This is a genomic window from Cellulosimicrobium cellulans (genome assembly GCF_006539945.1).
Taxonomy (GTDB): domain Bacteria; phylum Actinomycetota; class Actinomycetes; order Actinomycetales; family Cellulomonadaceae; genus Cellulosimicrobium; species Cellulosimicrobium cellulans.
In genome coordinates this window covers 1-19660 of sequence record NZ_BJNZ01000031.1, presented here as the reverse complement: position 1 = coordinate 19660, position 19660 = coordinate 1, and the positions used below count along the sequence as shown (strand labels likewise).

15 protein-coding genes are annotated in these 19660 nt (G+C 74.4%); 2 read left to right on the top strand and 13 right to left on the bottom strand.

What is annotated here, in order from left to right:
- Window positions 1–3: 3 nt before the first annotated feature.
- From CCE02nite_RS17650 to CCE02nite_RS17610, 9 genes are all read right to left on the bottom strand, one after another.
- A complete protein-coding gene (locus CCE02nite_RS17650) occupies window positions 4–1422 on the bottom strand; it encodes an alkaline phosphatase family protein (protein WP_141390914.1) in 1419 nt (472 codons plus the stop codon).
- On the bottom strand, window positions 1419–2786 hold the full coding sequence (gene eboE, locus CCE02nite_RS17645; RefSeq protein ID WP_174774932.1) for a metabolite traffic protein EboE: 1368 nt from the start codon (window positions 2784–2786) through the stop codon (window positions 1419–1421). The genes CCE02nite_RS17650 and eboE overlap by 4 nt, the downstream gene beginning before the upstream one ends.
- Window positions 2787–2814: 28 nt before the next feature.
- Window positions 2815–3693 (bottom strand): TatD family hydrolase, encoded by an 879-nt coding sequence (locus CCE02nite_RS17640; protein WP_141390913.1) that lies wholly within the window; start codon window positions 3691–3693, stop codon window positions 2815–2817.
- Entirely contained in the window at window positions 3693–4397 is a 705-nt protein-coding gene (locus CCE02nite_RS17635) for an EboA domain-containing protein (protein ID WP_141390912.1), read from the bottom strand. Before CCE02nite_RS17635 ends, CCE02nite_RS17640 begins: the two co-directional genes overlap by 1 nt.
- The gene (locus tag CCE02nite_RS17630) at window positions 4394–5341 is read right to left on the bottom strand and encodes a sugar phosphate isomerase/epimerase family protein (RefSeq protein ID WP_255318946.1); all 948 of its coding nucleotides are present in this window, start codon (window positions 5339–5341) and stop codon (window positions 4394–4396) included. Before CCE02nite_RS17630 ends, CCE02nite_RS17635 begins: the two co-directional genes overlap by 4 nt.
- Window positions 5338–6255: an SCO3242 family prenyltransferase gene (locus CCE02nite_RS17625; RefSeq protein ID WP_141390911.1), complete on the bottom strand. Its 918-nt coding sequence runs from the start codon at window positions 6253–6255 to the stop codon at window positions 5338–5340. The genes CCE02nite_RS17630 and CCE02nite_RS17625 overlap by 4 nt, the downstream gene beginning before the upstream one ends.
- Window positions 6252–7490, bottom strand: coding sequence for an inositol-3-phosphate synthase (locus tag CCE02nite_RS17620; protein ID WP_141390910.1), 1239 nt, complete (start codon window positions 7488–7490; stop codon window positions 6252–6254). The genes CCE02nite_RS17625 and CCE02nite_RS17620 overlap by 4 nt, the downstream gene beginning before the upstream one ends.
- Before the next feature lie 289 nt (window positions 7491–7779).
- Window positions 7780–9234, bottom strand: a complete 1455-nt coding sequence (locus tag CCE02nite_RS17615; RefSeq protein ID WP_141390909.1) for a hypothetical protein — start codon at window positions 9232–9234, stop codon at window positions 7780–7782.
- A 70-nt stretch (window positions 9235–9304) separates the two neighbouring features.
- Window positions 9305–9868, bottom strand: a complete 564-nt coding sequence (locus CCE02nite_RS17610) for an RNA polymerase sigma factor (protein ID WP_255318945.1) — start codon at window positions 9866–9868, stop codon at window positions 9305–9307.
- A gap of 139 nt (window positions 9869–10007) precedes the next feature.
- On the opposite strand from CCE02nite_RS17610, the gene CCE02nite_RS17605 reads away from it, so the two are divergent.
- Entirely contained in the window at window positions 10008–11846 is a 1839-nt protein-coding gene (locus tag CCE02nite_RS17605) for a DUF4012 domain-containing protein (RefSeq protein ID WP_141390908.1), read from the top strand.
- A 278-nt stretch (window positions 11847–12124) separates the two neighbouring features.
- Window positions 12125–13165 (top strand): hypothetical protein, encoded by a 1041-nt coding sequence (locus CCE02nite_RS17600; protein WP_141390907.1) that lies wholly within the window; start codon window positions 12125–12127, stop codon window positions 13163–13165.
- A gap of 106 nt (window positions 13166–13271) precedes the next feature.
- On the opposite strand, the gene CCE02nite_RS20575 is transcribed toward CCE02nite_RS17600, so the two are convergent.
- The 4 genes from CCE02nite_RS20575 to CCE02nite_RS21100 form a co-directional block, all read right to left on the bottom strand.
- On the bottom strand, window positions 13272–13892 hold the full coding sequence (locus CCE02nite_RS20575; protein ID WP_170227370.1) for a hypothetical protein: 621 nt from the start codon (window positions 13890–13892) through the stop codon (window positions 13272–13274).
- 204 nt (window positions 13893–14096) lie between these two features.
- Window positions 14097–16721, bottom strand: a complete 2625-nt coding sequence (locus CCE02nite_RS17590; RefSeq protein WP_141390906.1) for a glycosyl hydrolase family 18 protein — start codon at window positions 16719–16721, stop codon at window positions 14097–14099.
- A gap of 303 nt (window positions 16722–17024) precedes the next feature.
- On the bottom strand, window positions 17025–18932 hold the full coding sequence (locus CCE02nite_RS17585; RefSeq protein ID WP_141390946.1) for a glycosyl hydrolase family 18 protein: 1908 nt from the start codon (window positions 18930–18932) through the stop codon (window positions 17025–17027).
- A 259-nt stretch (window positions 18933–19191) separates the two neighbouring features.
- Window positions 19192–19660 (bottom strand): response regulator transcription factor (locus CCE02nite_RS21100; RefSeq protein ID WP_141390905.1); only part of this gene is annotated, 469 nt, incomplete at its 5' end.

The following is a 19660-nucleotide window of genomic DNA, read 5'->3' as shown; positions in this document are numbered from 1 at the left end:
CCCTCAGACCCGGACGTCGAGCCCCTGGAGCTCCAGGACCAGGCCCTTGATCGCCGCGGCCGGCACCTGCCCGGCGTCGGACTCGACGAGGGACGCGACCGACGCCGGGACCTCGGCGTCGGAGCACAGCACGAGCGGGGTGTCGGCCGAGGAGGTCGGCAGCCGGCCGTGCGAGCCCTTCACGTACGACGCGTCGAGCGGGACGGTGCTCATGGCGTACCGCAGGCCGACCTTCTTCTTCACGAGGTTGAGCCCCGCCTTCGCCTTGGCGAGCTTGTCCGCCGGGTCGAAGAACAGCTCGGCGGGGTCGTAGCCGGGCTTGCGGTGGATGTCGACGCCGCGCGCGTACTCCGGCGCCCGCGCGTCGTCGAGCCAGAAGTAGTACGTGAACCAGGCCCCCGGCTCCGCGACGACGACGAGGTCTCCGGAGCGCTCGTGGTCGAGCCCGTACCGGGCCTGCGCCTCGCGGTCGAGGACCTCGTCGACCCCCGGCACGCCGCGCAGCAGGTCGGTGACGCGCCGCTGGAGCGCGGGGTCGTGCTGGTCGCCCAGGTAGACGTGCGCGACCTGGTGGTCGGCGACCGCGAACGCGCGGGACGTCCACGGGTCGAGCTGCTCCTTGCCGTCCTGCACGTAGACCTCGAGCAGGCCCTCGCGGCGCAGGATGCGGTTGAGGTGCACGGGCCGGTCGGCGTCCGCGATGCCGTACTCCGAGACCACGAGGACGGTCACGCCCTGGTTCGCGGCGTCGTCGAGCAGCGGGGCGAGGGTCGCGTCGAGCTCGGCCGCGGCCGCGTCGGCCTGCGGGGACGTCGGCCCGAACCGCTGGAGGTCGTAGTCGAGGTGCGGGACGTACGCCATCGTGAGGTCCGGGGCGTGCGTGCGCAGCACGTGCCGCGTCGCGTCGACGATCCACCGCGAGGACGAGATGTCCGCCGTCGGGCCCCAGTAGGTGAACAGCGGGAACTCGCCGAACCGGCCCACGAGGTCGTCGTGCAGCGCCGGGGGGCGCACGTACGCGTCGGGGGACTTGCGGCCGTCGGCGTGGTAGATCGGGCGCGGCGTGACGGTGACGTCCGTCGACATGCCCATCGCGTACCACCAGCAGACGTTCGCCGACGAGTACTCGCGGCGCGCCCGGCGCGCGGCCTCCCACAGCTTCTCGCCCTCGACGAGCCGGGCGTGCTGCCGCCACAGGTACACGTCGCCGAGCTCGCGGAAGTACCAGCCGTTCCCGACGATCCCGTGCTGGGACGGGCTGAGCCCCGTCGTCATCGTGGCCTGGACGCTGCACGTCACCGCGGGCAGGACCGTCGCGAGCTCGGACTGCCAGCCGCTCGCGGCGAGCTGGCGCAGTCGCGGCATGTGCGCGAGCGCGGTCGAGGTGAGCCCGACGACGTCGAGCAGCAGCACGGGCTTCATGCGGTCCTCCTGGTGGTGGTGTCCTGCGCGCCGAGCACGACCTGGCCCGCCGTCGAACCCGACATCGAGGTCGTCAACGGCCCGTTCGCGTCCTTCATGTCGTGTTCGGCCAGGTCGGGATCGGCGGGGGTGGGGGTCAGGTGGGTGGTGGCCCAGCGGAGCTCGGCCGCGATGCCCGCGACGAGCGAGTCGGTCGCGGCTCCCTCCGGGAGCACCGCCCACGTGTACGTCTCGACGTCGAGGTGGGCCTCGTCGCCGTGCGGGGCCGCCCGCACCGCATCGACGGCGTCGCGCAGGACGTCGGTCGTCGCCATGAGCGGAGCCGCCGGCTCGTGGTGCAGCGGCACGTGGAAGTGCACGCGCCACGGTCCGGCCCCGGGGAGCGCGCCCGGTCCGCCGGCCGGCAGGGGCGCCGCGTCGTCGTGCCCGACGACGTCGACCGCCCCCGGCGCGGGGTCGTCGCCCAGCGCGTCGGGCAGGTCGTCCGCGGCGAGCACGTCGCCTGCCGCGGTGAGCTCGCGCACCTGGTGGATGTAGCGCTTCTCGGCGAACGCACCGACGGCCGCGCGCGCGGCCGGGTCGGACGGGTCGTCGACGTGCAGCGCGGCCGACGCCTGCACCTTGACGACGCGCAGGCCGGCGTCGGTGATGCGGCGCACCGTGGCGGCCGTCCCCGCGCGCCGGTCCGCGAAGGACACCGCGAGATGGCACGTGTCGAGGCAGACGCCGACGTGCTCGGGGTCGATCCTCCGCTCCCCGGCGCCCGCCGCGGTCCCGTCGCCCCCCGTGCGCGCCGCGAGCCAGGCCACGACGTCGTCCACCGTGTCCAGCACGCAGCCGGGCTCCGGCTCGACCGCAACGCGCACGACCTTCCCCGTCCGCTCGCGGAGGTCGCGCAACCCCGCGCCCAGGGCGACGAACGCGTGGGTCGCCGCCTCGTCGTCGGCCGCGGACCACGGCTCGCGCCACGCGAGCGGGAGGGTCGAGATCGAGCCCGCCGCGCCGTCGGGCAGGAGGTCCGCCAGGACCTCGGCGCACTCCAGCGTGTACGCCAGCCGCTCGGGCTGCGCCCACGTGGGCGTGTAGACGTCGAGCTTGACGACGTCCGCGTGGAACCCGCCGTACGGGAACGCGTTGAGCGTGTGGACCTGCAGACCCTGCTCGTCGAGGACGGCGCGCAGCCACGCCCGGTCCGCCGGCGACGCGGCGAGCCGGTGCGCGAGCGTCGCGGGCATCCAGAGACCGACCCCGAGGACGTCGAGCCCCGCGGCCGCGCGGACCGGGCCCGCGTAGGTCACGAGCTGCTCGACGACCCCGTCGAGGTCCTCGGCGGGGTGGACGTTGGTGCAGTACGACAACAGCATGGTGGTGGTGCCCTTCCGAGACGGCCCGCTACGCCCGCACGCCGCGCAGCACGGACGAGCCCTCGAACTCGATCCCGGGGGTCGGCAGGTCGCCCTCGACGAAGCCCGGCACCGGGTCCAGCACGAGGTTGCCGGACTGCCCGTAGAACTCGACCGGGTTGCGCCACAGCACCTTGTCCACGTCGTCCTCGGTGAACCCGGCGGCGAGCATCGCGCGACCGGTCTTGAGCGTCTTCAGCGGGTCGGAGCGCCCCCAGTCCGCCGCGGAGTTGACGATCATCCGGTCGGTGCCGTGCTCCTGGAGGATCGCGACCATGCGGTCCTCGTCCATCTTGGTGTCCGGGTAGATGGAGAACCCGGCCCACGCCCCGGCGTCGAGCACGAGCGCCACGTTCGTCTCGTTGAGGTGGTCGACGAGCACGTGCTCGGACGGCACGCCGGACTCGCGCACCACGTCGAGCGTGCGGCGCGTGCCCGCGAGCTTGTCGCGGTGCGGCGTGTGCACGAGGACCGGCAGCTCGACGTCGCGCGCCATCTGGAGCTGGCGGGAGAACACCTCGTCCTCCTCGGGCGTCATCGAGTCGTACCCGACCTCGCCGACGGCCACGACGCCGTCCTTGAGCAGGTAGCGCGGGATCTCGTCGAGCACCTCGCGGCAGCGCGCGTCGTTGGCCTCCTTGGGGTTGAGGGCGATCGTCGCGTGGTGGCGGATGCCGAACTGCGCCGCCCGGAACCGCTCCCAGCCCAGGAGGGCGTCGAAGTAGTCGAGGAACGACCCCACGTTCGTGCGCGGCTGGCCGAGCCAGAACGCCGGCTCCACGAGCGCGCGCACGCCCGCCGCGTACAGCGCCTCGTAGTCGTCCGTCGTGCGGCTGGTCATGTGGATGTGGGGGTCGAAGATGCGCATCAGGCGGTCCTCCCGGTGGTGACGTCAGGGGCGAGGAGGGCGACGTCGTCGGGCACGACGCGGCCCGCGGCGCGGCGCTCGGCGGCGAAGTCGCGCGCCATGCGGGCGAGCTCGTCGTCCGCGCGCTCGTCGAGGCCGGCGACGGCGTCGAGGCTCACGCCCATGAACACGAGCTTGAGCACGGCGTGCCGCCACGCGTGCGGGTCGAGGTGGGCGGCCGCGAACGGCCCGACCGCCGCGGCGACGAGGCTCTGGTCGTTGGTGCGCAGCGCGTCGGCGGCGAGGTCGCGCCCGACGGCGACGACCGAGGCCGCGGCGTCGCCCGCGAGCGCCCCGCTCTCGGTGAGCGCGTCGAGCCCGCGCAGGACGCCGCGCCGCTCGGCGGTGTCGCCGTGCTGGTACAGGTCCGCGAGGCGAGCGGCGAGCGCGGCGTCGGCGTCGGACCCGCGGCGCCCGACCGCCTCGGCGAGGGCGACCACGAGCGCGGCGCGCGCGCCGTCGTCGACGGTGCCGTGGACGATGCCGGCGGGGTCGGTCTCGGGACGGACCGGTGTGCGGCCGACCTTGCGACCGGCGAGCGCGAACGCGCGCGACACGGCCGCGGGGTCCTGCTCGACGGCGGCGCGCGCCTCGGCGAGCCAGCGCTCGCCCTCGGTGGTCGCGCCGTCCTGGGCCGCGGGGGCGGCGGGGGCTGGCTCGGTCATGGCACCTCCTGGGGGTGGTCGGAGACGGGTGGTTCCTGGTCGGGCGCGGGCACCGCGGAGCGTCGGTCCCAGGCCTGCTCCAGCGCTGTCATGCTGCGGTGCGCGAGCCCGGGGGCGTCGTACGAGTGGCGGGGCAGCTCGACCGCGGCGACGCCGGTGTACCCGACGTCGGCGAGGGTCGCGAGCACGAGCGGCAGGTCGATCTCGCCCTCGCCGAACGGGCGGTGCTCGTGGTGCGTGCGCGGCATGTCGTCGAGCTGCACGTTCGCGAGGTACGGCGCGGCGGCGCGCAGCGCGCCCACGACGCCGTCGGGCTCCACGACGAGGCAGTGGCCCACGTCGACGGTCACACCGAGGTCGGCCAGGTCCCCCGCGTCGCCACCGAGCTCGTCGCGCAGCCGCAGCGCGTCGCCGACGGTCTCGACGAGCATCCCCGGCTCGGGCTCGAGCGAGAGCCGCACGCCGTGGTCGCGGGCGTGCTCGACGAGGCCGGGCAGGCGGTCGCGCAGGAGCGCCCAGCCCTCGGCCGGGGACGCGCCGTCGGGCAGGACGCCGGAGAAGAAGGACACGCACTCGGCGTCGAGCGCGGCCGCGATCTCGACCGCGCGGCGCAGGAAGCGCAGCCGGGCGTCGGCCTCGGCGTCCACGAGCGTGGGCCGGTGCTTGCGGTACGGGTCGAGCAGGAACCGCGTGCCCGTCTCGACGACGACCCGCATCCCCGCGCCGCCGCGCAGCGCGGCGAGGCGCGCGCGCAGCGCGTCGACCTCCGCGCGCCACCCCTGCGCGAACGGGTCGAGGTGCGGGAACCCGAGCGTGAGCGCGACGGCGCCGTAGCCCTCGTGGTCGAGCACGTCGAGCGTGACGTCGAGCGGGTGGTCCGTGAAGCCGTTGGTGCCGTACCCGAGCGTGAAGGGCATCGCCTGCCGGGTCTCGTGAGCGCTCACGTCTCGCTCATCTCGGCGCGCCCGCGACCGCCCCGGCGCAGGAGCCGGCCCGCGACCTCGACGCCCGCGAGCACGCCCACCGACGCGAGGCTCCCGCCGCGCGCCGCCCACGCCGCCTGGAGCGGCAGCATCGCGCGGATCCCGGCCTTCGTCGCCGCGAAGGCGTTTCCCGCGGACGGCGTGATCGCGGCGTCCACCTGACGAGGCAGCGCTGTCGCGAGGTACGCACCGACCGCGACGACCCCGGCGACCGCCGTCGCCACGCGGGTCGCGCGGCCTGGGCCGGCCCCACGACCACGGCGCAGCGCCCCGACGCCCACGACCGCCCCGCCCACCGCGGTGGCGGCCGCCACGCCGGCGGCGAGGGACGACGTCGTGCCGTGCACCTCGCCGCGCGACACGAACGTCACGCCCGCGGTGTGCACCGCCATCCCCGCCGCGGCGGGCAGCGCGGCGCGCAGGTGTCCGACGCCCGCACCCAGCAGGACGTCGAGCCCGCGGCACGCGGCCATCACGACGGGGCCGACGGCGTGCTCCTTGGCGACCGTGTCGTACGTCCAGACGCTCGCGGCGAGCGGGACGGCGACGGCGAGCGCCCGCGCTCCCCCGCCTGCGGCGGCAAGGCCGACGCCCGCGGTCGTGAGCCCCACCGCCACCCGGAGCGCGCGGCCCTCGGAGATGCGACCGGACGGGATCGGCCGCTCGGGCCGCTCGACGGCGTCGAGCTCCCGGTCGGCGTAGTCGTTGAGCGCCATGCCCCCCGCGTAGAGGCACGCGGACGCGAGCGGGAGCAGCGCACGGCGCGGTGTGAGCGCGTGACCGGCGGCGGCAGCGCCCGCGAGGGTGTCACCGACCACCGAGAGGACCGCGGGGGCGCGGACGAGGTCCAGGTGGTCGTGGAGGGAGCCGGTCACGGCCGGTCGGCCGGTGCGGCACCGACGCGGGCCGCCGCCTCGCGGACCCAGTCCGCGAGCGCGACGGTCTGCGCCGCGAAGTCGTGCACGTCGCTCCCCCACGGGTCCTTGAAGAAGAACCCGAGCTCGGGGACCGGACCCCCGTACCCGGCCGCGTCGGCGAGCGCGAGCAGGCGCGCGAGGTCGAGCACGAGCGGCGCCGCGAGCATCGAGTCGTAGGCCGACCACGTGGTCTGGAGCGTGAGTCGCGAGCCGAGGAAGCCCTCGACGTGCACGTGGTCCCACGCGACCTTGATGTCGCCGAGGTCCGGCACGTTGTCGATGTGCAGCGGGGTGACCCCGCTGCCCGTGAGGTCCTGGAGGCCCCGGGACTTGGACGCGAGCTTGCTCTGCACGGCCTCCGGGTCGGCGAGGGTCGCGCCGTCGCCGCCGCCGAGCAGGTTGGCCCCGGCCCAGGACAGGACGCGCAGGCCGCGCGCCGCGAAGGCGGGCGCGAGGATCGTGCGCAGCCACGTCTGGCCGGTCTTGCCGTCCTGCCCCGCGACGGGGACGCCGCGCTCGGCGGCGAGCTCGAGGAGCACCGGCAGGTGCATGCTCGCCGACGGCGTGAACTCCGCGAAGGGGGCCCCCGCGAGCAGGGCGGCGTACGCGGTCACGGAGCTCGGCGGGAGCACGGCGCGCTCCGGGTCCGCGAGCGCGGCGCGCAGGAGCTCCCGGTCGGAGAGCTCGGGGCCCGGCTCGGGCAGGGGTTCGGTCGACACGAGGTCGACGACGACGACGCGCGCGAGCCCGTGCCGCTCGCGGAAGTCGACGATGTCTGCGGCCAGACGCTCCGCCGCGACCTGCTGGGACTCGCGCGGCGCGCCCTCGGCGGGGTGGGCGGTGTAGCCGGGCCGGACCTCGGCGTCGGCCCGCTCCAGCGCGGCGTGCGCGGCGGTGAGCAGGCGCGGGGCGATCATCCCGGCCTCGACGAGCTGCTCGGCGTGCTTGACCATCGAGACGTCGGAGATGTCGTGACCACCCACCACGAGGTCGCCGAACGCCGGGAGCGGGGCCGACGCGAAGGGCTCCGAGACCGTGACGCACCCCGTCGGCGCGGCGCGCCCGTCCGCGATGGCGGCGAGGCCGAGGGTCGCGGTGGTCGCGACGGAGCCGCGGGCGCCGACGAGCCAGAGCCCCGTGCGCGCGTCCGGAGCCGGGCGGTCTGACGAGCTGTCAGAAGCGAAGTGGTGCATCGTTGCTCCCGTTCCCGTCGGCGGGCGCCGGAGCGCCGCCGAGCACGATGACGATGGCCTCCCTGCCATCGTCGGACCGCACGCCCGGACGAGGGCGTGTGAACGCTCTCCGACCCGGTGGGCGCCCGGTCTGCTGCGACCCTAGTCACACTTTTGTCGATGGTCAATCAAAAGCGTGGCCACTTTCGCGAGGCACGACGCTTGCAGCGTGCAAAAGCGTACGACAAAAACGACCGGGCGGTCGTCATCGCGCGGATGACGACCGCCCGGCCGCGCTCGGTGGTTCGCGTCAGCCGGCGGGGGCGAAGTCGAGCTGGTCGTCGGCGACGGCCACGACCGACCACACGTTGCCGTCGGCGTCGGACAGCTCGTACGCGGGCAGGAGCACCGCCGCGCCGTCGGGCTGGTACTGCACCGCGAGGCCGAGCCGCGCGTCCGTGATCGTCACCTCCGTGACGGGCCACGCGAACCGGACGCCCTCGCCGACCGTCGGCGGCACGGTCGGCGCCTCCGGCTCGGCCGGCGCGATCTCCGGCACGAGCTCGGCGGCCGCTCCCTCCCGCGCCAGGGCGATCATCCCGCCCCCGCCGAACCGCGGGTCACCCAGGCGGCCCACCGCCTCGGCAGGGCTCACCACGTCGTAGGAGCCGATCGCGACGCGCGGCGCCAGTCCCCCGTACAAAGACGCGAGGCCGGCACCGGAGTACGTCGCGCTCCACTGCGTCCCGGTGCGCTGACCCTCGACCACCTCGTACGCGGTCACGCTCGTCGCCCGCGGCGCGCCCTGGTCGGCCGGCTGCTCGTCCGCGACCACCTCGAACCCCGCGGGGTCCAGCCCGAGCGACGCGAGCACGTCGCGGAGCGCGTCGACGGCGTCCCCACCGCTCGGGGGCGCGCCGTGGTCGGACTCCTCGCACGCCCCCGGCTCGGCGCCGGAGCTCCCCGAACCCTCGTCGCCCTCGGCCGGCATCGGCGTCACGACGACGCAGCCCCACGGGTCCTTCGTCGGGTCGTTGTAGCTCACGCTCCCGAGCCCGTCAGCCTGGAGGTAGAGGCTCGGCCCGGTCCCGTCGGTCGACCCCACGGCGTACGACCCGTAGTCCTCGCGCACCTCTCCGGGGACCCCGAGCACGTCCGCGACGCGGCGCGCCGTCTCCTGCGAGTACACGCTCGCCGCGTCGTAGGCCCAGGCATCGGCGCTCGCGCCCTGCGTGGGGAGCCCGTCCTGGTGGAACACGGTGCGCCCGCCCCAGAGCCCCGGGTACGCCATGTCCGCCGTCGCGCGCGACCCGGCGGCGAGGCTCTCCGGGGCCCCGCCGGCGGCGTCTTCCGCGGCGGGAGCGTCGGCGGCGCCGAGCTGGATGGGCGCGAGCGCGGTGGACTCGACGGCCGTGTCCCCCGCGGACGAGGCCCCGACCGCTCCCGCACCGAGCGCGTAGCCGCCCGCCCCGACGACGAGCACGCCGGCCACCGCGGCGACCTGGAGCGGGGCCCGCCGGCGCAGGCGGCGGGCGCGACGCTCGGCGAGCTCGTCCACGAGGGTCGCCGTCGGGCCCGCGGACCCGGAGAGCGGGGGGCTGTCGGGCGAGCCGGCCGTCGCCCCGCCGGCGAACGCCTCGGGGACGCGGTCGCGGACCGCGGCCTCCAGGGCGCCAATGTCCGGTGCGGCGCCGGCCGCCGGGTCGGCGGCGCGGAGGCGCTCGAGGTCGGCGTCGTCGGGCTGGTCGGGGGTTCGGGTGGTCATGTCGCCCTCCAGGTACTGCGGGACCGTGCCGCGGGGGCCGCGGCCGGTCGGGTCTACCCGTGATGTGTGCTCAGGCGCCCGACTCTTGCGCGAGGGCCGACTGCTCCGCCCACGCGGCGCGCAGCCGCGCGCGCGCCCGCGAGAGCGCGGCGTCCGCGCCCCCGCGCGACGTGCCGAGGACCGCCGCCAGGTCGTCGCCGCCCAGGCCCTCCCAGGCGTGCAGGAGGAGGATGCGCCGGTCGCGGACCGACAGCGCGCCCAGCGCGCGCCGGACCTCGTCGTCCTGCACGACGACGTGCTCGACGTCCGCGCCCTCGTCACCACGGTCCGGCACCTCCGCCACCGGCACCGCCCGCGCCTTGCGCCGGTGGTTGGCGAGGACGAAGCCCGCCGTGCGGTACAGCCACGGGAGCTCGGCGCCGTCGGGCACGTCCTCGCGGCGCCGCCAGGCCGTCGCGAGGACCTCGGCCGTGAGGTCGTCGGCGTCGGGCCCCACGGAACCGGCGGCGCTCGGCAGCCGGCGGCGGAAGTAGCGGTAGAGCGGCGTCGCGTGCGCGGCGAAGACCGCGGCGAACCAGGCCTCGTCGTGGACGGCGGCCTCGATGGTCTCGTCGTTGCCCTCGTCGGTCGTCACGGCGGCTCCTCGTCGGCGGGGCGGGCTGTCAACCGCTCTGTGTCCCGAGCCGATCATTCCTTGCACGGCGCGTCCTTCACCCGAACCTCACCCGTGACGGCACCGATCCCGCCCCCGCTCAGCACCTACGCTGTGGGGCATGACGACGACGGAGCCGGCCGACCTGCCGCCGCGCCACACGGGCGGTCGCCGACGTCGGCACTGGGCGTCCTGGCTGGGCTGGGGCCTGATCCTGCTGGCCGTGCTCCTCGTGGTGTGCGTGGCGCTGCTGGCCCGCGACGCCCTCGCCGCGCGCGACGCGCTGACGCGCGCGCTCGACGAGGTCCCCGCGGCCGAGGAGGCGCTGCGCTCCGGCGACGTCGAGACCGCGGAGGCCGCCCTGGACCGGGTCCAGCCCTACACCGCGACGGCGCGCGCCAGCACCGACGGCCCGCTGTGGTCCCTGGCTGCCCACCTTCCCGTGTACGGCCAGGACGTCCGGGCGTTCTCCGCCGCGGCCGCGACCGTGGACGACCTCGCGGCGGTCGTCCTGCCGTCGCTCACGCAGGCGCTCGGCGCGGTCGAGGGAGACAGCCTGACGCTCACGGGCGACGGCGTCGACCTCGCCCCGCTCACCGAGGCGGCACCGGCCATGGCCCGGGCAGCGGCCACGTTCGACGACATCGACGCCCGGCTCGCCCGCGTGGACCCCGACGCGCTGCACCAGGAGATCGCGGAGCCGTACGCGACGCTCGTCGCGCGGACGGACGACCTGCGCCCCGTCGTGCGCACCGCCGACCGCCTCGCCACGCTCGGCCCGGCCATGCTCGGTGCCGACGGACCGCGCCGATACCTCGTGGCCTCGTTGAACAACGCCGAGCTGCGCGCGGGCGGCGGCATCCCCGGAGCGCTCGCGGTCCTCACGGTGGACGACGGCGCCGTCTCGCTGGAGCGCCAGGCCTCGACGGCCGACGTCCCGCCGTTCGCCGAGCCCGTCCTCCCCTTGGACCCCGGGGTGGAGCAGCTCTTCACCGACCGCGTGGGCCGCTACGTGCAGGACACCCCGCTCACGCCCGACTTCCCGACGACCGCGGAGCTCACGGCGGCCATGTGGGAGCAGTCGCAGGGCGAGGCGGTGGACGGCGTGGCGGCGATCGACCCGGTCGCGCTGTCCTACCTGCTCGAGGCCACCGGAGGGGTCGAGGTGCCGTTCGGCGACGAGACCGTCGCGCTCGACGCGGGCAACCTCGCCCAGGTCCTCCTCTCGGACGCCTACGCCGAGCTCGAGCCCGGGGAGCAGACGGACGCGTTCTTCGCCTCCGTCGCGTCGACCGTCCTCGACACCTTCCTCACCGGCGCCGCGGACCCGGGCCTCGCGCGCGACGCCCTCGCCCGCGGCGCGGACGAGCACCGCGTGCTCCTCTGGTCCGCGCACCCCGACGAGCAGGACCGCCTGGCGGGAACCGTCGTCGCGGGCGACATCGACACCGCCGACCGCGCGGCGAGCTCCGTCGGCGTGTTCCTCAACGACGCCACCGGCGGCAAGATGGGCTACTACCTCGACACGGACGTCCGGCTCACCGGGAGCGTCTGCGCCGACGGCGGACGCGTCGACACCTTCACCACCGCGCTCACGTCCACCGCGCCGGCCGACGCCGGGACGAGCCTGCCGTGGTACGTCACCGGCGGGGGCATCTCGGGCGTCACCCCGGGGAACGTGCGCACGGTGGTCGTCCTCTACCCGCCGCGCGGCGGCGAGGTCGGCACCGTCCGGGTGGGCGGGGGCCCGACGGGATCGCTCGTCGCGGAGGTGGGCGGCCGGCGCGCGTCCTCGCTCCCCGTCGAGCTCGCGCCGGGTCAGAGCACGACGGTCTCGTTCACCGTGACCTCGCCCGGCACGCTGGACCACCCGGGCGCCGACGGCACGATCGACGTGTGGACGACCCCGACGGTGTCGACGCCCGGCCTCGAGGTGGTCCCGGTCGCCGCGTGCGCGTGAACCGTCGCGGCGTCCTGCCGGACGCCGGCGGCGCCGCCCGCGAGGGGTGCCCGTCCACACACCGGAACCTGCACAGGATCACGGCGCGATAACGATGGTCCTGGCGACCACAATTCACCCGGACGACCGTCCAGTTCGGGTCCTGATCCTCGCTATTCTGGGCGCCTGTCGCTCGACCCGTGCCACTGGCCCGTGACGCGATGCATCACGGACCGCACTCCGGGGCTCTCTGTGTACCGGAACTCCACAAATCCTGAACCGAGACGGGTGAAGAAGCCATGCGTACCTCGAAGGGTCTGCGCAGCACGGGACGGGCGGTGCTCGTCGGAGCGCTCTCCGCGGTCGCCGCGCTCCTGACCGTCCCCGTCGCCGCGACGTCCGCGAGCGCAGCCACCACCGATCCGGAGACCTACGTCCCGGAGATCACCGTGGCCTCTCCGGTCTGCGACGGCGACGTCCCGTACCTCGACTACGTCTTCGAGCTCCCCGAGAACTACGAGAACGACGAGGCGAACCCCCTCTCGATCACCTGGGTCAACCCGGACGGCGAGGACGTCGTCCAGTCCGGGCTGCCGCTCTCGGGCCGGGTCCTGTGGCCCGGTGCGGAGGTCGACGGCGCGGGCGACCCGGTCGACTGGCCCGGCTGGAGCCTCGTGGACGGCGAGTGGGTCGTCGGCGACGAGTTCGACTGGGTCCGCGCGGGCGTGACGGTCGTCTTCGAGGTCAACCCCACGGCCGAGACCGTGGTGGCCTACCCGCCGTCGACCCCCGAGTGCGCGACGAACCCGCCCGGCACCCCGGAGCCGACGATCAACGTCGACGTGCTCACGCCCGTCTGCGTCGAGGGCGTCTCCTATCTCGACTACGGGGTCTCGGTCACCGGCACGCCCAACACGACGGCGACGCTGACGTGGCACAACCCGGACGGCGAGGACGAGGTCATGGCCGACCTGCCCCTCAGCGGACGGGTCCTGTGGCCCGGTGCGTATCCCGAGCGCTTCGTCGACCTGCCGGCCGACGAGGGCTGGGAGCTCGTGAACAACATGTGGATCAACACCGCGACCCACGGCTGGGCCACGGGCACGGTGGACGTGACGTTCGCCGTGAACCCCGAGGTGACCGTCCCGGTGACGTACCCGCAGGACACGAGCAACTGCTTCCCCGGTGTGACGACGGTCGACAACCCCGTCGCCGGGAGCCAGAACCCGACGCTCGCCGAGACCGGCGCCACGGTCGGCCTGTACGCGGCGATCGCGGCGGGGCTCGCCGTGGTCGGCGCGGCGATCGTCCTCCTGACGCGCCGGGCCCGTCAGGGCTGACCGGCACCGCACGGACGACGAAGGCCTCGCACCCGGCAGGGTGCGAGGCCTTCGTGGCGTCCACGGGTCGTGGGGCGGCGCCGGGTCCGCCCGGACCGTCAGGCCGTCAGGCGGGCACCCAGCCTCCGGCTGCGAGGCGAGACTCCAGGCCCTCGAAGGCCCAGCGGTCGACGACGAGCACGGCACCACCAGGCGCGTCCGGCACGTACCACTGGAGCTGCTCGACCGTGCGCACCTCGGCGCCGGACCCGTCGACGCACGAGAGCGTCCAGCGCGCGAGCGTGGCGGGCGTGCCGGCGACCTCCACGTCCGACTCCGTCGCCTCCCCGACCGCCCGCGCGGCGAGCTCGTCGCCTCCGGGGCAGGTGGAGCCGTCGGGCACGTGCGCCGCGGCGGGGTCGACGCCGTCGAGGGCCGCGCCGGTGAGGATCTCGAAGCTGGGGCAGACCGCGTCCTCGGGGCAACCGCCCGCGCGGACCTGCGTGAGGCCGTCGGCAGGCTGGAGCACGGACCAGTACTCGGCCGCGGGGAGCTGGAGGGGCCCGACCGGGACCTTGCCCTGGTCGGCGTGGGCGCCGTGCGCGCCGTGGTCCTCGGCCGTGGCCGGGCCCGAGCCCCCGTCGGCGGTCGCGTCGGGCGCGGAGGCACCCGAGCACCCGGCCAGGAGCACGCCGCCGAGCGCGACGACCGCCAGGGAGCGGGAGATACGGGTCGTTCGATGGTGCACGTGCACGATGGTCGCCTTTCACGGTCGGAGGTCCCCGCAGCCCACTGGGGGGAGCTGCGGAGACCTCGTCGGTTCTCGTCACGCTAGCGAGCGCGAACGCGGGTGGAGATGCGTGAGACCCACACGATGGCGGCTCGCGGGTACGGGATTCCCCGTACCCGCGAGCCACCGAGGCGGGACCTCGTCAGGGACGTCGGTGGTGCGTCAGCACGCGCCGCCGTCGGCCCACGGACCCCACGCCGAGGCGCCAGGGGTGTCGTTCTGGGTCCAGTAGCGCGCCGTCCACTCGTGGCCGCCGTGGCTCACCACCGCGCCGCCGCTGTAGGCCGTGCCCGCGACCCAGGCCGCCGCGGTGCACTCACCCGTGCCGGTGCCGGGGCCGCCCGGGCCCTCGCCTCCCCCGGAGCCCGGGAGGTCGACGACGGTCACGCCGCGCGGGTGGTCGTACGTCGTGGCGTAGTCCACGCCGTCGACCGTGACGATCACGTTGGAGAACTGGGCGGCCGGCATCGACCACTTGAGCTGGTTCGTGATCGAGCCGCCCGCCGGGATGCCCCCCGTCGGGACCGTGAACTGCACGGTGTGGAAGTCGCCGTCGAGGCCGCCGACGTTGTCGCCCGTGTGGCCCTTCGCGGTGACCGTCGTCTTGAAGCCGCTCCAGTCGCTCATCTCGCCCGGGTCGGTCGTGCCGTACTGGAACGAGATCGTCGCGCCGGCCGGGATGTCCTTCGCACCGTCGTTGGTGAAGACGACCTTGGGCGAGATCGGGTAGTTGTTGTCGCCGAGCGCGAACTCCGTGTACCGGATGTCGACGTCGAGCGCCTGCGTCGGCATCGTCCGGTCGGCGTTCGCCTTCGACGCGCCGTAGGGCGTCGTGGCCGAGAGCTTGCTGTGCATGAGGTCGACGAGGGTGCTGCCGATCTCGTACTGGCCCTTCGCCTGGTCGTAGCCGAAGTCGCCCGCGAGCTCCCAGATCATCAGGCCACCGAGCCCGGTGTCCGCGACGTAGTCCGCCTTGGCGGCGATCGCCTCGGTCGAGTCACCGGAGAGGAACGTCCTGGTCTGCGCGTTCCACCACCACTCGTTCTTGGTGACCGGGTCGAAGTGGCGCTCGTACGTGCCCTGGATCGTGTCCGTGACGCCGTACGCGGAGACGTAGTCGCCCGTCACGCCCTTCTCGAGGTTCAGCACGTGCCACATCGGGTTGACGCCGGCCGGGACCGCGTTGCCCTGCGGGTCGCTGTCGTACCAGAGGTTGTCGATGCCCTCCGCGCCGTAGCCGCACTTGTTGTTGGTGCCCGCCGGGCACAGGAACCCGGCCGGCGCCTTCGCGGTGCCGCCCATGCCGTAGGTGCCGCCCTGGACGCCCTGGAAGCCGCGGGTGTAGAACGGCACGCCCAGGTTGATGCGACCGGACTGCATGGCTCCCCGGAAGTAGTGCGAGGCCCAGTCGCCGTTGAGGTAGCCGATGCCCTTGTAGGCGCTGTACACGCCGCCGGCCGCGAGCTCGGGGTCCTTGCCGTCGTCGAACAGCGCGCCGTTGCCGCCCACGTACTCGTTCCAGGCACCGTGCAGGTCGTACGTCATCATGTTGACGTAGTCCGTGTACTGCGTGACCTGGTAGACCTCCATGCCGCGCAGCAGCCACCCCGACGACGGCGTCGCGGTGGTGAGCATGTAGTACTCGCCGTCCTGCGCGCCCGCCACGTCGAGCTTCTCGCGCAGCGTCCTCATGAGGTTCACGTAGCCCTGGAAGAGCTGCCCGCGGCGCTTGTCGGAGATCGCGAAGTCGTCGGGGTTCCCGGCCTGGTTGTTCGACGTCGGGTACTCGTAGTCGATGTCGATGCCGTCGAACCCGTACTCGCGGACGAAGTCGACGACCGAGTCGGCGAAGGTGTCGATCCGGGCCTGCGACTCCGTCATCGTGTAGAAACCGCCGGACGCGACGCGCTTGCCGCTCGCGTCGAAATATCCGCCCGTCTCGGCCCAGCCGCCCACCGCGGGGATGACCTTGACGCCCGGGTTGGCCTTCTTGTACTTCGCCAGCAGGTTGAAGTGGCCCGTGTAGTCGAGCGTCGGGTCCATCTCCGCGCCCGCGACGCCCGGCCACGTCATGTCCGTCGCCGCGTTGCCCGCCGCGCCGGCGTTCACCGAGACCTCGTCGTTCCCGTCGATGTGCGCGAACGCGTAGTTGATGTGGGAGAGCTTGTCCCACGGGATGTCGCTCGCGAGGTAGCGCGGCTGGCCGTTCGCGCCGGTCCGCCAGCTCGAGAAGTAGCCGATGACGCGGCGGTCCAGGCCGTTCGGCAGCTTCTCGCGTCCGCTCTCGTCGTACACGTCGCAGTAGGGCGTCCGGACGCCCGGTGTCTGCGCCATCCCGTCAGGACGGCACTTCTCGTCCGGGTTCGCGGCGGGGTCCGTGGTCGGGTCCGTGGTCGGGTCGGTCGTGGGGTCCGTCGTCGGGTCCGTCGTCGGGTCGGTCGTCGGGTCGGTCGTCGGCTCCTCGGTCGGGGTGTCGCCGCACGCACCGAGCGACTCCCAGGGGCCGTACTGCTCCGCGCCCGGGACGTTGTTCTGCGTCCACCACTTCGCCCGGTAGTTCTGGCCGTCGTGCGAGACGGTCGCGCCGCCCCCGTAGGCCGGGGTCGGGGACCAGGGGTCCGCGCACGTCGTGGTCGCGGCGGCGGCCACGGGGGTCGCGGCCTGCGCGGCGGCGGCACCGACGAGACCGGTGGCGAGCACGGCGAGCGTCGTGACGGCCGCGACGGCCTGTGGCCGGCGTCCGGGAGCGCGGGGGGCGCGCGCCCGGGGGGTCAGGGACAACCGCATGGGGGTAACTCGATCTGCTGGGTTGCTGCGCACGACGCCGGTCGGCGTCGCGTCGGGCACGGTCGCCCGGGGGAGGGCGACCGACGGATTGCTGAGGGGGTGCTGAGGGTTGCCGAGCGGGACCCGCCACGACGGCCGTCGACGACGGGTGCGTCGGCGACGCGGCGAGGGGAGGGTGCACGGGCGGGGTGCACAGGACTCGTCGCCCGCGCCCGCCGTCGACGACGTCGTGGGCGGGTCCCGCTCGGCGGCGCCGGTCGCTCGTGGCGACCGGCGCCGTCAGGGGCCGACGAGGGCCGAGCGTCAGCAGGCGCCCAGCGACTCCCAGGGGCCGTACTGCTCCGCGCCCGGGACGTTGTTCTGCGTCCACCACTTCGCGCGGTAGCTCTGGCCCTGGTAGGAGACCGTCGCGCCACCGGTGTAGACCGCGCTCGACGACCAGGCGGGTGCGGTGCACGTACCCGGGTCGGTCGGGTCGGTCGGGTCGGTCGGGTCCGTGGGGTCGGTGGGGTCGGTGGGGTCGGTGGCGCCGCACGTGCCGGTCGCCTCCCACGGGCCGCCCGCGCTCGGGCGGTCACCCTGGGTCCACCACTTCGCGCGGTAGTTCTTCCCCTCGAACGACACCGTCGCGCCGCCCGTGTACACCGCGCTCGACGACCACGCCGCCAGGCAGTCCGTCGGGTCCGTCGGGTCCGTGGGATCGGTCGGGTCGGTCGGATCCGTCGGGTCCGTGGGATCGGTCGGGTCGGTCGGGCCGTCCGTGCCGTCGACCGGACCGGCCGGGAGCGCACGGATCTTGTCCGTGAAGCCCCCGAGCAGCGTGCCGTCGTGGTTGCCGGAGAGGTCCCACCACATGCCGCCGCCGAGGTTCAGGCGGTCGATGTACTCCGCCTTGGCGGCGACGGACCGTGCGTTGTCGTAGCCCCACCACTGGTCACCGTCATAGCGCCAGGCCGAGACCGTGGCCGGGTCGTAGTAGTCCTGGCCTCGCGTGCGGAGCTTGTCGTAGTCCTCGTTGCCCGCCTCCCAGGTACCGGGGGCCGCTCCCGTCGCCGCCGACCACGGGGCCGAGGACGTCACGCCCTTCCAGCCGCGGCCGTACATGGCCATGCCGAGGCCGAGCTGGCTCGGGTCGACCCCGGCGCGCAGGTACTCCTGCACCGCCTTGTCGGCGCTGAACCGGCGGTTGGCAGCCCGCGGGTCGGCGGGGTCGTCGTACAGGTTGGCCTGGGGACCGGCGAGCGCGGGGTCCCACGCGCCGTGCAGGTCGTAGCCCTGGACGTTGCCGTAGTCGAGGTACTCGAAGATCGCCGGGTCGTTCCAGCCGCCCGCCGCGATGTCGTCCGGGTTGGCCGGGAGGAACGCCGAGAGCAGGTAGTGCTTGCCCGTCTGCGCACCGTACGCGTCGAGCTGCTTGCGGAACTCGGCGAGCAGCAGCTTGAAGTTCGCGCGGTCGTTGACGGTGTCGACGTAGTTGCCCACCTCGCCGTTGTTCGAGCCGGGCCACTCCCAGTCGATGTCGATGCCGTCGAACACGCCGGCGGCAGCGCCGGCCCCGCCGCGGCCGTCGATCACGGGGAGGTTGCCCTTGATGTAGATGTCGATGCACGACGACACGAACTTCTCGCGCGACGCCTGCGTCGCGGCGGCCTTCGAGAAGTTCTTGGACCAGGTCCAGCCGCCGATGGAGATGAGGGCGCGGAGCTGCGGGTTCTTCGCCTTGAGCTGCTTGAGCTGGTTGAACGAGCCGGCGAGCGGCTGGTCCCACGTGTCGGCGACGCCGGCCACGGAGCTCGCCGCGGTGTAGCCCATGCCGAAGTCCGCCCACGCGTCGCCGGCGCCGTCGGAGCCGTTCGGCCCCGTGCCCTGCGCCTTGTTCGCGATGAAGCACGTGAGGTTCTGGTGGTGGATGTTGCCGAACGAGTAGTTGATGTGCGTGAGGTCCTGGGCGGCGCCGGAGTCCTGGACCTTCTTGAGCTGGAAGTTGCGGCCGTACACGCCCCACTGCGTGAAGTAGCCGACGTTGCGGTAGCCGTTCACGTCGCTGTCGCCCGGGTGGGAGACGGCGGCGGGTGCGACCTCGGCGGCCTGAGCCGGCGCGACTCCCGCGAGGAGCCCGCCGACGAGCGCCGCAGCGGTCGCGAGCGCGGTGAGGCGTGCGCCGCGTCGGCGCCCGGCGCGGGGTGGTCTGGTGAAGAGGGACACGTCCATGGGTCCTGCCTCGTTGCTGGTGCGGTGGGCCACGTCGCCGTCCTCCGGAGTCGTCGTCGCCCTCGGGTCCTCTCGAACGTAATGACGCGGGCACCATGGCGTTATCCGCGCTTCCCACATTGTTCATGGTGCGAACTTACCTGCCACGTAAGGGTTCACCCGTAGGACAGAGGTGCGCAGAACCGGACAAACCGTCCCGAATCCACCCTCGTTCCGGACCCTCGGTACGTACCGCGGCGACGAGACTCGTGGATTCCCCTCAACGCCCCACGCGGTGCGCGAGCACGGTGAGCTCGACGCGCGAGCGCACCCCGAGCTTCCGGAACACCCGGCCGAGGTGAACCTCCACCGTGCGCACCGAGAGGTAGAGCTGGTCCGCGGCCTCCCTGTTCGACGCGCCCTGGACGACGAGCAGCGCGACGTCGAGCTCGCGCTCGGTGAGCTCGTCGGACCACCGCCCCCGGAGCTCGGCGAGCGCCTCGTCCGACACGTCGCTCTCCCGCACCGCGAGCCGGCACGCGTCCGGAGGCGTGGGACGGGTCGCGACCGCCGGCCCAGCCCCCGGCCGGGACCCGCCGAGAGCTCCGGGCAGCGGCGCGTGCAGTCCGGCCGCGCGCGCCGCGGCGGCCCACGACCCGGACGGCGCCCCGCCGAGCCCGGAGGCGGGCGCGGCACCGAGCGGGACCGCCGACGCCGGGGCACCGGACGCGGCGTCGTCCGCCACCGGC

Coding starts and splice junctions, on each gene's coding strand:
- CCE02nite_RS17620 (WP_141390910.1), bottom strand. CDS start 7,490: ATGCACCACTTCGCTTCTGACAGCTCGTCAGACCGCCCGGCTCCGGAC.
- CCE02nite_RS17615 (WP_141390909.1), bottom strand. CDS start 9,234: ATGACCACCCGAACCCCCGACCAGCCCGACGACGCCGACCTCGAGCGC.
- CCE02nite_RS17590 (WP_141390906.1), bottom strand. CDS start 16,721: ATGCGGTTGTCCCTGACCCCCCGGGCGCGCGCCCCCCGCGCTCCCGGA.
- CCE02nite_RS17635 (WP_141390912.1), bottom strand. CDS start 4,397: ATGACCGAGCCAGCCCCCGCCGCCCCCGCGGCCCAGGACGGCGCGACC.
- CCE02nite_RS17605 (WP_141390908.1), top strand. CDS start 10,008: ATGACGACGACGGAGCCGGCCGACCTGCCGCCGCGCCACACGGGCGGT.
- CCE02nite_RS17585 (WP_141390946.1), bottom strand. CDS start 18,932: ATGGACGTGTCCCTCTTCACCAGACCACCCCGCGCCGGGCGCCGACGC.
- eboE (WP_174774932.1), bottom strand. CDS start 2,786: ATGCTGTTGTCGTACTGCACCAACGTCCACCCCGCCGAGGACCTCGAC.
- CCE02nite_RS17600 (WP_141390907.1), top strand. CDS start 12,125: ATGCGTACCTCGAAGGGTCTGCGCAGCACGGGACGGGCGGTGCTCGTC.
- CCE02nite_RS17650 (WP_141390914.1), bottom strand. CDS start 1,422: ATGAAGCCCGTGCTGCTGCTCGACGTCGTCGGGCTCACCTCGACCGCG.
- CCE02nite_RS17640 (WP_141390913.1), bottom strand. CDS start 3,693: ATGCGCATCTTCGACCCCCACATCCACATGACCAGCCGCACGACGGAC.